Annotated in this window: 11 protein-coding genes; 7 read left to right on the forward strand and 4 right to left on the reverse strand. The window is 66.2% G+C overall.

Annotation, left to right across the window (positions count from 1 at the left end; all coding sequences use genetic code 11):
- Positions 1-44: 44 nt before the first annotated feature.
- A complete protein-coding gene (locus ASF60_RS08060; protein ID WP_056183141.1) occupies positions 45-989 on the forward strand; it encodes an aspartate carbamoyltransferase catalytic subunit in 945 nt (314 codons plus the stop codon).
- Between the two features lie 18 nt (positions 990-1,007).
- On the opposite strand, the gene purN is transcribed toward ASF60_RS08060, so the two are convergent.
- Together purN and purM are read right to left on the reverse strand one after the other, a co-directional pair.
- Positions 1,008-1,664 (reverse strand): phosphoribosylglycinamide formyltransferase, encoded by a 657-nt coding sequence (purN, locus tag ASF60_RS08065; RefSeq protein ID WP_200940933.1) that lies wholly within the window; start codon positions 1,662-1,664, stop codon positions 1,008-1,010.
- Positions 1,664-2,731, reverse strand: a complete 1,068-nt coding sequence (gene purM, locus ASF60_RS08070) for a phosphoribosylformylglycinamidine cyclo-ligase (protein ID WP_056183146.1) — start codon at positions 2,729-2,731, stop codon at positions 1,664-1,666. Before purM ends, purN begins: the two co-directional genes overlap by 1 nt.
- Before the next feature lie 229 nt (positions 2,732-2,960).
- Here purM and ASF60_RS08075 point away from each other — a divergent pair, with 229 nt between their 5' ends.
- The 4 genes from ASF60_RS08075 to ppx all read left to right on the forward strand — a co-directional run bounded on the left by ASF60_RS08075 (position 2,961) and on the right by ppx (position 8,983).
- Complete coding sequence (locus tag ASF60_RS08075; RefSeq protein WP_056183147.1) at positions 2,961-4,052, forward strand: AI-2E family transporter; 1,092 nt, start codon at positions 2,961-2,963, stop codon at positions 4,050-4,052.
- A gap of 6 nt (positions 4,053-4,058) precedes the next feature.
- The gene (locus ASF60_RS08080) at positions 4,059-4,823 is read left to right on the forward strand and encodes a hypothetical protein (protein ID WP_056183266.1); all 765 of its coding nucleotides are present in this window, start codon (positions 4,059-4,061) and stop codon (positions 4,821-4,823) included.
- A 139-nt stretch (positions 4,824-4,962) separates the two neighbouring features.
- Positions 4,963-7,398 carry an RNA degradosome polyphosphate kinase gene (locus tag ASF60_RS08085; protein WP_056183150.1) on the forward strand — a complete coding sequence of 812 codons (2,436 nt, stop codon included), beginning with the start codon at positions 4,963-4,965 and terminating at the stop codon, positions 7,396-7,398.
- Between the two features lie 37 nt (positions 7,399-7,435).
- The gene (gene ppx, locus ASF60_RS08090) at positions 7,436-8,983 is read left to right on the forward strand and encodes an exopolyphosphatase (RefSeq protein ID WP_082504239.1); all 1,548 of its coding nucleotides are present in this window, start codon (positions 7,436-7,438) and stop codon (positions 8,981-8,983) included.
- A gap of 58 nt (positions 8,984-9,041) precedes the next feature.
- Here the strand turns inward: ppx and ASF60_RS26085 are convergent, their stop codons facing one another.
- Positions 9,042-9,320 carry a hypothetical protein gene (locus ASF60_RS26085; protein ID WP_156633947.1) on the reverse strand — a complete coding sequence of 93 codons (279 nt, stop codon included), beginning with the start codon at positions 9,318-9,320 and terminating at the stop codon, positions 9,042-9,044.
- Between the two features lie 449 nt (positions 9,321-9,769).
- Between ASF60_RS26085 and ASF60_RS08100 the strand changes: the two genes are divergently transcribed.
- A complete protein-coding gene (locus ASF60_RS08100) occupies positions 9,770-10,525 on the forward strand; it encodes a class I SAM-dependent methyltransferase (RefSeq protein WP_056183155.1) in 756 nt (251 codons plus the stop codon).
- A 19-nt stretch (positions 10,526-10,544) separates the two neighbouring features.
- Here the strand turns inward: ASF60_RS08100 and ASF60_RS08105 are convergent, their stop codons facing one another.
- Positions 10,545-11,990: an acetamidase/formamidase family protein gene (locus ASF60_RS08105; protein WP_056183158.1), complete on the reverse strand. Its 1,446-nt coding sequence runs from the start codon at positions 11,988-11,990 to the stop codon at positions 10,545-10,547.
- Between the two features lie 200 nt (positions 11,991-12,190).
- Here ASF60_RS08105 and ASF60_RS08110 point away from each other — a divergent pair, with 200 nt between their 5' ends.
- A complete protein-coding gene (locus ASF60_RS08110; RefSeq protein WP_056183162.1) occupies positions 12,191-13,636 on the forward strand; it encodes a helix-turn-helix transcriptional regulator in 1,446 nt (481 codons plus the stop codon).
- Positions 13,637-13,759: the final 123 nt, after the last annotated feature.

The raw sequence follows: 13,759 nt of genomic DNA on the forward strand, positions 1-13,759 counted from the left end.
GCCTTGCCGCCCTTGCCGGCCCGGCCTATAGCCCTGGACCCAGCATGACAGCCGCGCCTCAAAGTTTCCCCCACCGGCACCTGCTCGGTATCGAAGGGCTCTCGCGGCCCGATATCGAGATCCTCCTTGATCGGGCGGAGGAGGCGGTGGCACTCTCCCGCCAAGTCGAGAAGAAGCGCGCCACATTGCGGGGCCGCACCCAGATCAACCTGTTCTTCGAGCCCTCGACGCGGACGCAGAGTTCGTTCGAGCTGGCCGGCAAGCGCCTCGGCGCGGACGTCATGAACATGTCCGTGGCCTCGTCCTCGGTGAAGAAGGGCGAGACCCTCATCGACACCGCCGCTACCCTGAATGCCATGCGGCCCGACATCATCGTGGTGCGCCACCATGCGGCGGGCGCCGTGCATCTCCTCGCCCGCAAGGTCGATTGTGCCGTGGTCAATGCCGGGGATGGCGCGCACGAGCATCCGACCCAGGCCCTTCTCGATGCCCTGACCATTCGGCGCAACAAGGGTCGGATCGAGGGCCTTCGGGTCGCCATCTGCGGCGATGTCCTGCACAGCCGCGTCGCACGCTCCAACCTGATCCTGCTCCAGGCGATGGGTGCCCGGGTGCGCATCATCGGGCCCTCGACCCTGCTACCCGCCGGCATCGAGCGCTTCGGCGTCGAGGTCTTCACGGACATGCGCAGGGGCCTGGAGGGCTGTGACATCGTCATGATGCTGCGCCTGCAGCGCGAGCGCATGAACGGCTCGTTCGTGCCCTCCGTGAAGGAGTATTTCCGTTATTTCGGGCTCGATGCCGACAAACTGCGGCTGGCCGCCCCCGACGCCCTGGTGATGCATCCGGGTCCGATGAACCGGGGCGTCGAAATCTCGTCCGAGATCGCCGATGGGGCGCAGTCGCTGATCCGAGAGCAGGTCGAGATGGGCGTCGCCGTCCGCATGGCGGTTCTGGAGGCGCTGGCGACGCACCTCCCGAACGCATAAGCGGCCCACGGCTCTGTGCTACAGGCTGAGTAGCGCCCCGTCCGTCCCCTGCACGCCCCCCGAAAACATCACCCGGTCACCGTCCAGGCTCACTTGGCCGGCCGCGACCAGCGCCAGGGCCTGCGGGTAGAGCCGGTGCTCCTGTACCAGAATGCGTGCCGCGAGGGTCTCGGCATCGTCTCCGGGCCGGACCGGCACGGCGGCCTGGGCGATGATCGGACCGGCATCGAGTTCGGGCACGACGTAATGCACGGTGCAGCCGTGAAGGCGGACACCGGCGGCCAGCGCCTGTTCGTGGGTGTGCACGCCCTTGAACAGCGGCAGCAGGGAGGGGTGGATGTTGATCATCCGACCCGCCCAGGACTCGACGAAGCCGGCGGAGAAGATCCGCATGAAGCCAGCGAGGCAGACGAGATCGATGCCGGCGTACTTCAATTCGGTATGGAGCGCGGCGTCGAAGGCCTCCCTGCTCAGGTAGGCCCGGTGATCGAGGGCACGGGTCGGGATGCCGCGCTCTGCCGCGAAGGCAAGGCCCGGTGCCTCGGGGCGGTTGGCCGCCACCAGCACGATCTCGGCGGGATAATCCGACGCCTCGGCCGCCGCGATCAGCGAGGCCATGTTCGAGCCGCGCCCTGAGATCAGGATCGCGACGCGGGTTTTCGCAAGGGCCGCCATCAGAAGGCGAGCCGGCCTTCGAAGGTCACGGGCTCGGGGCCGCGCGGGGTGATCCGGCCAAGGCGGACCGGGGAGGCGCCGCCGAGGTCGAGGGCTTTCGACACGCTGCTGACGCTCTCGGGCGCCACTACCACAACCATGCCGATGCCGCAGTTGAAGGTGCGCAGCATCTCGGATTCAACGACTCCGCCAACCTCCGAAAGCCACCCGAAGACCGGCGGCGGGATGATCGCGTCGAGGTCGATGCTGATGCCGACGCCGTCGGGCAGCACGCGAGGCAGGTTGTCGGGGAAGCCGCCACCCGTGATGTGGGCCAGCGCCTTGATGCCATCCGTGGTCCGCAGGGCCGCCAGCAGCGGCTTCACGTAGATCTGGGTCGGCTCCAGCAGCGCCTCGCCCAGCGTCCGGGTGGGCTCGAAGGGGGCGGGATCGTCGTAGGACAGGCCGCTCTTCTCGACGATGCGGCGCACCAGCGAGAAACCGTTGGAATGCACGCCCGAGGAGGGCAGGCCCAGTACCACGTCGCCCGGAACGATGTTGCCGCGCGGCAGCAGGGTTCCGCGTTCGGCCGCGCCTACGCTGAAGCCTGCGAGATCGTAGTCGGCGCCGTCGTAGAGACCCGGCATTTCCGCGGTCTCGCCGCCGATCAGGGCGCAGCCGGCAATCCGGCAGCCGGCCGCGATGCCACGCACGATGTCGGCGCCCACTCCCGGCACCAGCTTGGCGGTTGCGAAATAGTCGAGGAAGAACAGCGGTTCGGCACCCTGCACGATGATGTCGTTGACGCACATCGCCACAAGGTCGATGCCGATGGTGTCGTGCCGATTGGTCTCGATGGCGATCTTCACCTTGGTGCCGACGCCGTCATTGGCCGCCACAAGAATCGGGTCCTTGAAGCCGGCGGCCTTGAGGTCGAACAGGCCACCGAAGCCGCCGATCTCGGCATCCGCCCCCGGCCGGCGGGTAGCGCGTACCAGCGGCTTGATCGTCTCGACCATGGCGTTGCCGGCGTCGATATCGACGCCGGCTGCCGCGTAGGTCATTCCGTTACTGGGCTCGCCGGTCATCCGCACCGCTCTCTGCAAATCCGTGTTGGGCGACCTCTAACCGCTCGCGCGCGGGTTCGCGAGTCCATCGTATCCCAGGACAGCCGTGCCGCTGGTATACCACTCGCGGGTTCTGTCGTGCGTCGCCCATGGGCGTACAAGGTTTCCATCCCTTTCGCACCACAGCCTTGACCGTGTTGCCCCGGGTTCCCACTGTTGAGCATGGAACGACGTGAACGGGGAACGGCCGATGCGCGGCAGGGCGATGATCGGGCTGACGGCCCTCGTGGGCCTCGCCCTGCTGCTGTACCTGCTGGCCGACGTGATGCTGCCGTTCGTGGCCGGTCTGGCGCTGGCCTATCTTCTCGATCCGATCGCTGATCGACTGGAGCGCCTGGGACTTGGCCGGCTCTCCGCCTCCCTCCTCATCCTGGCGATGTTCGTGGTCGGCCTCGTCGTCGTACTGCTCCTCGTCGTGCCGCTTGCCGCCAACCAGGTCTCCGCCCTCGTGGCGACCCTGCCCGGCATGGTCTCGCGCCTTCAGGGCATTCTGGCCGAGCGGGCCGGCCCACTCCTGCAGCGGGTCGGTGGCGCCGACGTGCTGAGCGACCTACAATCGCAGGTCGGCACCCTGGTGGGGCAGGGGGGGACTTGGTTCCTGACCTTCCTGAAATCGTTGTGGTCGGGCAGCCAGGCGCTGATTTCAATCGCGTCGCTCCTGGTGGTGACCCCGGTGGTGGCCTTCTACCTTCTCGTTGACTGGGACCGCATGGTGGCGTCCGTCGACGGCTGGGTGCCCCCGCGCCACCGTCCAGTCGTGCGACGCCTCGGACGCGAGATCGACGGGGCGGTGACGGGCTTCGTGCGCGGACAGACCCTGGTCTGTCTCATCCTCGGCACATTCTACGCCGTCGGCCTGTTCGCCGTTGGATTGAATTTCGGTGTCCTGATCGGGCTGATCGCGGGCTTCCTGACCTTCATCCCGTATGTGGGGACGCTGACCGGCTTCCTTCTCTCCGTCGGCGTCGCCCTGGCTCAGTTCTGGCCGGGTTCCGACTGGCTTCATATCGGCCTCACCATCGGGGTGTTCGTGGTGGGTCAGTTCCTCGAGGGCAACATCATCTCGCCGAAGCTGGTGGGGGAATCGGTTGGCCTGCATCCGGTCTGGCTGATGTTCGCGCTGCTTGCCTTCGGCTCGCTGTTCGGCTTCCTCGGGCTCCTGCTGGCGGTCCCTGTCGCGGCTTCCATCGGAGTTCTGGTCCGGTTCGTTCTGGAGCGTTACCTCCAGAGCCCGCTCTACTATGCCGACGCTCCTGCGCTCCTGTCCAAACCCGATCACTAGATGGCAATCCGCGAAAACGTCCCCCCGAAGCAACTCGCCTTCGACCTGCCGGCAGACCCGCGCTACGGCCGTGAAGACTTCCTCGTCGGTCCGGCCAACGAGGCCGCCTATGCGCTGGTCGAGGCCTGGCCGAACTGGCCCCACCCTGTATGCTTGCTCACCGGACCGCCGGGCAGCGGCAAGAGCCATCTCGCCTCGATTTGGGCGACCCGCTCGCATGCCTGGACGGCACAGGCCTCCGAGATCACTGCGGAGACGGTCCCACGCTTCCTGTCCAACGGCGCCCTGGTGGTCGAAGACATCGACCGGGCCGGCCCGCGCGACGAAGCGGCCCTGTTCCACCTGCTCAATCTCGCCCGCGAAAGAGCCTGTCCGGTCCTGATCACCTCCGCGACCTCGGTGGAGGCCCTGGGGCTGACCACGGCGGATCTGCGCTCACGGCTGCGCCTTGCGCCCAGCGCCATGATCCTGCCTCCCGACGACGCCCTCCTGCGAGCGGTTCTGGTCAAGCTGTTCGTAGACCGCCAACTCGTCGTTGACCTTGCGATCGTCGAGGCTCTCGCGCTCCGCATCGACCGCTCCCTCGGCCGCGCCCGGGAAGTCGTCACCGCCCTGGATCGCGACGCCCTGAGCCGGGGCCGGCGCATCACCAAGCCCCTGGCCCTGGCCGTGCTGGAGCGCCTCGGCTACGGCGCGGGTGAAGCCGACGACGACGAGGTATACGACAATCCAGCCGCCGAAGGCGAAGCCGACAGCGAAGCCCCCATCTGAATGCGAGAACACGGCTCCCATCGACAGGAGCGACGGTCCTGATGCCCTCCTGGCAGCACCAGTGATTGTCATTGAACTGTCAAAAACGGCAGCCTTGCCCATGCTAGGAAGCCGATCCCGCGACGAAGGAGAAAGACTCTTGGGCGACATGGACTCGGACGCAACCGCACGGGACACCGGCATCCCGGACGCCGAAATCCCGCGGGGCACCGAGAGCCGCGCGCGACCGGCCCGCCCTGCTGCTCGGCGAAGCGCCCCCGCTTCGGCAGCCAGACCACCTCAGGAGAAGATGACCCCCAAAGAGACGCGGGTCGCGCCGGCGCCCGCCCCGGAGGCATTGCCGGATGCGGACCTCGATCTCCCGGCTGCCGAGGCAGGGACGGCCTCCGCCAAGGCAATCCCGGGCTCCGAGGCCCGCGATTCCGTGCGTGAAGCCGGCCTCGCTCTGCGCCACTCGCCCGAGCGTTTCGTCAATCGCGAACTCTCGTGGCTGCAGTTCAATCGCCGTGTGCTCGAGGAGGCTTCGAACACCAACCACCCGTTGCTGGAGCAGGTGCGCTTCCTGTCGATCTCGGCCAACAATCTGGACGAGTTCTTCATGGTGCGCGTCGCCGGCCTGCATGATCAGGTCCGCGCGGGACTGGTGCTGCCCTCGCAGGATGGGCTGACGCCGTCGGAGCAACTGGCCCGTGTCGGTTCCGAAGTCTCGCGCCTCGCCCTCGATCAGCAGACCCGATGGCGCGAACTGCGCCGCGACCTGCTCGGCGTCGGCATCGAATTGGTGGAGCCCGCCGGTCTGACGCAGGAACATAAAGCGTGGCTGGAAGACTACTTCCTCAATCACGTCTTTCCGGTGCTGACGCCCCTCGCCATCGATCCGGCCCATCCGTTCCCGTTCATCCCGAATCTCGGCTCCACCATCGCGTTGATGCTGGTGCGTCCCCGCGATGGCCGGACCCTGCGGGCTCTCATTCGTCTCCCGGCGGTGCTCGACCGCTTCGTGCGCCTCCCTGACGCGGAGAACGATGCCACCGCGCGCTTCATCGCCATCGAGCAGGTCATCGTCCTGTTCACCGGACGGCTGTTCCCGGGCTATTCGCTGCGGGGACAGGGCGCTTTCCGGGTGATCCGCGATTCGGACCTCGAGATCGAGGAGGAGGCAGAGGATCTCGTCCTGCATTTCGAAACCGCGCTGAAGCAGCGCCGCCGCGGCGTGGTCATCCGTCTCGAGGTCGAGGCCGGCATGCCCGAGGACCTGCGGGCTTTCGTCGCCGACGAGTTGGAGATCAGCACCGATGCGGTAATCTTCGTGGAGGGTATGCTGGCCCTCAACGAGCTGTCCCAGATCGTCGGGATCGACCGGCCGGACCTGAAGTTCAAGTCCTACAATCCGCGCTTTCCCGAGCGCATTCGCGAGAGCGGAGGCGACGTCTTTGCGGCGATCCGACAGAAGGACTTCATCGTCCATCACCCCTACGAATCCTTCGACGCGGTGGTGCAGTTCCTGGCCCAGGCGGCTCGTGACCCGAACGTGGTGGCGATCAAGCAGACGCTCTATCGCACCTCCTCGAACTCACCGATTGTCGCCGCTCTGGCCGAGGCCGCCGAACTCGGCAAATCGGTGACTGCCCTCGTCGAGCTGAAGGCCCGCTTCGACGAAGAGGCCAACATCCGTTGGGCGCGCAACTTGGAGAAGGCCGGTGCTCAGGTGGTGTTCGGCTTCATCGAGCTGAAGACCCACGCCAAGCTGTCGATGGTGGTGCGGCGCGAGGGGGATCGCCTCGTGACCTACTGCCATGTCGGCACCGGCAACTATCACCCCATCACGGCGCGCATCTACACCGACCTGTCCTTCTTCACGGCAGACCCGGCAGTGGCTCGCGATGTCAGCCGCATCTTCAATTTCATCACCGGCTACGCCGAGCCCGCGGAACTCGAGCGGATGTCGGTTTCACCGCTGACTCTGAAACCGCGCCTTCTCGAGAACATCGAGGCGGAGGTGGCCCACGCCAAGGCGGGTCGCCCGGCCGCGATCTGGATAAAGTGCAACTCGCTGGTCGACCAACAGATCATCGACGCGCTCTACGATGCCTCCCAGGCCGGCGTGCAGATCGACTGCGTGGTGCGCGGCATCTGCTGCTTGCGGCCCGGCATCCCGGGCCTGTCGGACACGATCCGGGTGAAGTCGATCGTCGGACGCTTCCTGGAGCATGGGCGCATCTACTGCTTCGGCAACGGCGTCGGGCTGCCCCATCCAAAGGCGACCGTCTACATCTCGTCCGCCGATCTGATGAGCCGGAATCTGGACCGTCGCGTCGAGGCCCTGTTGCCGATCACCAATCCGACCGTGCATCAGCAGGTCCTCGATCAGATCATGCTGGCCAACCTCCTCGACAACCGCCAGAGCTGGCGTGTACTGGCGTCGGGTGCCAGTGAGCGGATCCTACCTGCCGAAGGGGAGGAGCCGTTCAATGCGCACAAGTACTTCATGACGAATCCGAGCCTGTCCGGGCGCGGCAAGTCGTCGAAAAAGTCGAGCCCGCGCGCCTTGAGCCGACGCGCGCAGCGTGGCTGACGGCAGCGTGGCCGACGGATTGTCCAGAGGAGCCCGCATGGGCCTCGACCCTGCCCGCCCTACACCTGTCCGAGGGCCCCCCTTCCAGGGGACGGGAGGTCACAACGCGCCGGTAGCGATCATCGACATTGGCTCGAACTCGGTACGGCTGGTCGCCTATGACGGGCTGACACGGGCACCGACACCGCTCTACAACGAGAAAGTTCTGTGCGGCCTCGGCCGCAACGTACTGACTACGGGCCGTCTCAATGAGGATGCGGTGCGCCGGGCCCTCATCGCCCTCGCGCGCTTCCGCGTGCTGTGCGAAACCATGCAGATCGGCCGGGTCTTCGTGCTAGCCACGGCCGCGGCGCGCGATGCCGAGAACGGACCCGACTTCCTGGCCGCCGCGGAAGCCGCCTGCGGCCAGCGCATCGAGCTTCTCTCCGGGCGTCGCGAGGCCGAACTCTCGGCGTTCGGTGTCATCTCGGGCTTCCACGCTCCCGATGGCGTCGTTGGCGATCTCGGCGGCGGCTCCCTCGAACTCGTCGATGTGCGCGGCGCCACGGTCGGTACGGGTGTGACGATGCCGCTCGGGGGCCTCGCGCTGCAGGATCTCTCCGGCGGGTCGGTGAAGAAGGCGCTCAAGATCGTCCGCGAGAACCTGAAGAAGGCAGCGCCGCAACTGGAGACTCTGCGCGGACGTAGCTTCTACGCCGTGGGAGGGACGTGGCGCGCGCTGGCGCGGCTGCACCAATCGGCCCGCGGATACCCGCTCCACGTCATGCACGGCTACAGTGTCGAGCCGTCCGACGAATTGAACTTCCTCGAAGTGGTGGAGCGCACCGACGCGGCCCTGCTCCAGGATGTCGAAAGCGTCTCAGAAGCGCGCCGCCCCTTGCTTGCCTATGGGGCCGTGGTGCTGGAGGAAATCATCCGCATCGGACGTCCGCGCGAGCTTGCCGTCTCCGCCAGCGGTGTGCGCGAGGGTCTGCTCTACGAGCAGCTCGACCGCGATTCACGCCTGGCCGACCCGTTGCTCGCGGCAGCTGCCGAGTTGAACGCACTCCGGGCCCGCTCGCCGGGGCATGCTGCCGATCTGATCGGCTGGAGCGACCGCTTCATCGCAAGTCTCGATGCTCCCGAAACCGCCGACGAGCGCCGCCTGCGGCACGCGGGCTGCCTTCTGTCCGACATCGGGTGGCGGGCCCATCCAGACTACCGCGGAGAGCAGAGCGTCAACGTCATCACGCATGCGGCCTTCGTAGGCATCGACCATCCGGGCCGGGCCTACCTCGCGCTCGCCATCTACTTCCGCCATGAGGGGATCGCGCCCGAGAAGGCGAGCCCGATGCTGCGCAATCTGGCAGGTCCTCGCCTGTTTGAGCGCGCGCGCCTTCTCGGCGCTCTTCTGCGCCTCGCCTTTCCGCTCTCGGCCGGCATGGAGGGCGCCCTCGGGCGGCTCCCGGTCCTTGTCCAGGACGGCCGGGTGACCCTGACACTCGCGCCCGGTCAAGGTTCATTGCCGGGCGACCGTATCCTCAACCGGGTGCGCGGCCTCAGCCGTCTGTTCGGCCTCGAAGGCCGGATCGTCGGGTCCGATTGAACCAAATCCCAAGCGGAACTGTTTCTAGCGTCCGGCAAGGAGAATCTCGGACATGAAGTCACTCTGTGCAGCAGCGGTTCTGGGACTGACGGTCCTCGGCTCGATCAGCCCTGTCCTCGCCGAGCCCTATCGTGGATACGAAGACGGCTATCGCAGCCGCGACGACGGATATCGAGGTCGGGACGACGGATACCGTGATCGCGACGGGGATTACCGGGAGCGTGGACGGGGTTACGGCCGGCGAGACAGCGGCTTCGACGAGGCGGAGTATCTTCGCTGCAATCCCGATGTCCGCCGAGCGGTCAACCGGGGCCAGATGGAATCCGGCGCCGCTCACTTCCGTGTCTTCGGTCGTCGTGAGGGCCGTCGCCTGAGTTGCTGATCTCCGGGTCCGAACCAGCCGCGATTAGGGGCCAGCCAATGCGATCCTCGAGAGAATCGCATTGGCTGGCCCCAGGATGCTTCAGCCCCAACGCAACCCGTTGGGGCAATGCTTCGATGTGGCTTTCTCCGTCACCGTCGAGCCGGGAACGTACGACGCCACGACGGTGATTTTGGACAGGGCCGCATCACTCGACATGGCCATCGCCTGACGGTTGGACTGATCGATTTCCCATCGATCCGAACGACGATATCACCACCTTCTGAAAGGAATGGTCTTCCTCACACCACGCTGATCCCAGCTCTTGCGGGTGTTGCAGCAGCCTGCACAATCCATGATGTGCAGCGCTCCGGAAGCAGATCGATGCGGTCGCGATCTGGGCATGTTTCCGATACCCGGGGCCGATGGCCGTGACGCGTTTCAAGGACCATTTTTCGACCCATGCGTCCGAGTACGCGGCACATCGGCCGACCTACCCGCGGGCGCTGATCGATGTCCTTGCGGAGGCCGCGCCAGGGCAATCCGTCGCCCTCGATTGCGCCTGCGGCACCGGGCAGCTCTCGGTCCTACTCGCCGACCGATTCCAGCATGTCGTGGCCACCGACGCGAGTGCGCAGCAGATCGCCCATGCGACGCCGCATGACCGCGTCGCATACAGTATCGCGCCTGCCGAGCGCAGCGGCCTTCCGGACGCCAGTACCGATCTCGTCACCGTCGCCCAGGCGGCGCATTGGCTGGACCTCCCGACATTCTACGTCGAAGTGCGGCGGGTCGCACGGCCGGGCGCGATCCTGGCGCTGATCACCTACGGCGTTCTGCACGTGGACGATGCGACGGTCGACGCCGTGATACAGCGCTTCTACGGCGGAACTCTCCAGCCCCATTGGCCGCCGGAGCGCCGCCATGTCGAGGACGGATATCAAATGCTTCCGTTCCCATTTCCGGAGATCGCAGTGCCGGAACTCGCCATCACACTGTCCTGGGGCTTGTCGGACCTGATTGGCTATACGGAAACTTGGTCGGCAGTCCGAGCGGCGGAGAAGGCCATCGGCCGCGCGCCGATCGTGGCGTTTCAGGAAGCCCTGGCGGAAGCCTGGGGCTCGCCCATGGAGCAGCGGGATATCCGTTGGCCCCTGTCGGTGCGCGCCGGTCGGCTCTAGCCAACACGAAGGCGGCGGCTCAGGTCGTCCGCACCGGGAAGATCGACTTCTTGACAATGGCGTGGACGCCCCAGTTGCCGTCCACCACCTGGGTGATTCCGAAATCCACCGCAACGGACATGAGCGAAATCGTCTCGTCCTCGGTCAGCCCGTGCCCGTGCATGAGGAACTGGCGCATTTTGCGGAAGGCGTCGCGCATGGCGAGGTCGATGGAGGATTTGGCGAAGATCGCGTTCTGTGCGTCTGGCCCGAGATCGGCGAGGTAGTTCGGGTAACTGAAGCCGGAGAGCACCCAGTCATCGGCCGTCTCGATCATCGGGAAGTCGAGGGTCTCCAGGGCGGTGCCGGGAAGATCACGCTTCTTGTGCAAAATGAACTGGAAGGTGCCGGTCAGCGAGCACTCGATGGCCGTGCCGCAGAGTTCGGAATCGCCCTGGCTCGCATGTGGGTCACCCACCGAGAACAGCGCGCCCGGCACCGCGACGGGATAGTACAGGGTCGCACCCTTGCCGATGCGCCAATTGTCGATGTTGCCGCCGGTGTAGCTCGGTGGGATCGAGTTCACCATTTCGGCCTCCTTGGGCGCCAAGCCCATGGTGCCGAAATGCGGGCGGATCGGGATCCGGAAGCCCTTGAGCACATCGACGTTGCGAATGGTCCTGGTGTGATCGACGGGCAGACCCGGATAATCGATGGTCGGATGGGCGACGCCGTTGGGATCAATGACACCCGGCCAGCGAAAACTATAGACCGCCTGCGCCCAGTCGCGGGCGCCGGAGGCATCGACCTCGTAGATCGTCACCACCTCCCGGGGTCGGTCCCCGGTGATCATGTCCTTGTAGTGGTAGCCCCAGTTCGCGGCGGCATTGCTGCCGAAAGTGCGGCCCTTGAAGGCTGGGTTGGCGCAGGGGCGGGGCGCCACGTCGAGGATGCGGACCTCGAGCACGTCGCCGGGCTCGGCGCCGCGAATTGCCACCGGGCCGGTGCAGATATGCACGCCGAGGCCTCCGCCCGGTCCGAATTTGGTCTCCTCCGGACCAGCCCCGCGCCGGACGACGCCCTTTCTGTCCTTGGTCCAGAGGAAGACGCTCTCTGCGCCGGGATCCCCCGTCACCATGCGCTCGGCGTCGTCGTTGGCGTGGTGGGTCAACGTCTCGATGGTGACGTAGTCGCCGGATTCGATCTCGACCTGGGGCTTGAGACTGCGGCTGAAATAGCCCCAATGCACCGTTTCGGCCGTGGCCGGCAGATGGTAATGCGCCGTCTGCTTCAAGCCGCCGCGGGCGCTTGCCTGCGCCAGCGTGGGCCCGGGCAGGCTGAGACCACCGGCCATCAGGGTCGCGGCCGCGCCAGACGCCACGAATCCGCTCTTCAGAAAGGATCTCCGCTCCGGCGCCAGATCGTCGAGCATACGGGCCCGATGCTCGACGAAATGAACGCAATTCGGATCGTCACCCTGGCACATCGCAAATCCTCGGTTTTAGAATCAGCAAGAATTTTGCATGCAAAGCTGCGGCCACGCTTTCCCCCTATGCACGTGTCGGCAACGAGTCCCGCTGCGCCGCGTTTGTTCCCAGGCGAACAGGTCCGTTTGCGAGGCGTGACGACCTACTCAGGTGCCTTCGCTCACGCGAGCGTCGCTTTGCACGCAGGATGCCAAAACCTTTGACGACGGGCGTCGACCGTTCCCAGCTTCACCAGATCATCGCCGGCCTCACCGAGGGCGTCATCTTGATCGAGCCCGACCAGCGGATCGCCTGGGCCAATACGGCCGCCCTCGCCATGCACGGGGCTTCCGAACTCGCCGAACTCGGGGGGACCGTCGAAGCCTATCGCGAGAGGTTCGTACTACGCTATCGCAATCACCACGTCCTGACGCGCACGCCGATTGAGCGGGTGTTGGCGGGCGAGACCTTTGACGAGGTGATCGTCAACGTCCGGCGGACGGACCGCCCTGATTTCGACGTGATGCAGCGCATTCGCAGCCTCGTCATCACGGACGCGGCCGGGGAACCCGACTGCCTCGTGCTGATCCTGACCGACGTGACATCGCAGTTCGAAGCCGAGGATCGCTTCGAGAAGACCTTCCACGCCAATCCGGCTCCCGCCGTCATCTGCCGCCTATCGGACCTTCGCCACGTCAAGGTCAATCTCGGTTTCCTGGAAATGACCGGCTATCGCAGCGCCGACATCGTTGGGAGCAGCGTCTACGAGATCGATGTGCTCAACGAGGCCCGCAACCGGTCGCTGGCCATCGCGCGCCTCAATGCGGGCGAGACCATCCCGCAGATGGAGGCCTGCCTGCGCCTGCCGGATGGCGGCACGCGCTTCGTCATCGTGGCCGGGCAACCGATCGCCATGGGCGACGAGCCCTGCATGCTCTTCACCTTCGCCGACCTCGAACTGCGAAAGAAGGCGGAAACGGCGCTCCGGCACAGCGAGGAGCGATTCGCGACGGCCTTCCGCCTCACGCCGGTGCCGACTCTGCTGTGCCGGGCGGATGACCTTTCCGTCATTGGGATCAATCAGGCCTTCACCCGAATTTTCGGCCACCCCGACGACACGGTGGTGGGGCAGGGGCTCGATGCCATGGGCTTGTGGGCCAACAGCGTCCAGCGCGAGCGCTTCGGAACCGACCTCGCTGCGCAGGGAAGCATTCTCGGCTTCGAAGCCTGCCTGCGGACCTGCGACGGTGTCGAACTCGACTGCCTCGTCTCCGCCGAACGCGTCACCATCGGCGACGAGGCCTGCCTACTCGCGGTGCTGCAGGACATCAGCGATCGCAAGCGTTCCGAGCGCGAATTGTTCGATGCGATCGAGGCCGTAATGGCCGACACGTCCTGGTTCAGCCGCGGATTGATCGAGAAGCTCGGGAGCCTGCGCCATCCGGGCGCGACCGAAGTTGCCCCCACCCGGCCCGATCTGACCCGGCGCGAAGGTGAAGTGCTCCGCCTGATCTGTCAGGGCCTGGGAGACAGCGCCATCGCCAAGCGATTGGGTCTGACCCCCAACACAGTCCGCAACCACGCCGCCGCGCTCTACCGCAAGCTCGGCATCCATCGCCGTGGCGAGGCGATCATCTGGGGACGAGACAACGGGTTCGCGTCGTAGGCCAGGGCCGGCTCTCCCCGCTTCGGCCGCCAAAAACGTCCAAACGGCTCAGTGAGCACGAAACCTGAACCGCCCATCCCCGGTCGGGAACAGGCGGTTCTCGCCTCGGTCGCCGTCCGCTCC

It is taken from the genome of Methylobacterium sp. Leaf113, from assembly GCF_001423325.1.
Lineage (GTDB): Bacteria > Pseudomonadota > Alphaproteobacteria > Rhizobiales > Beijerinckiaceae > Methylobacterium.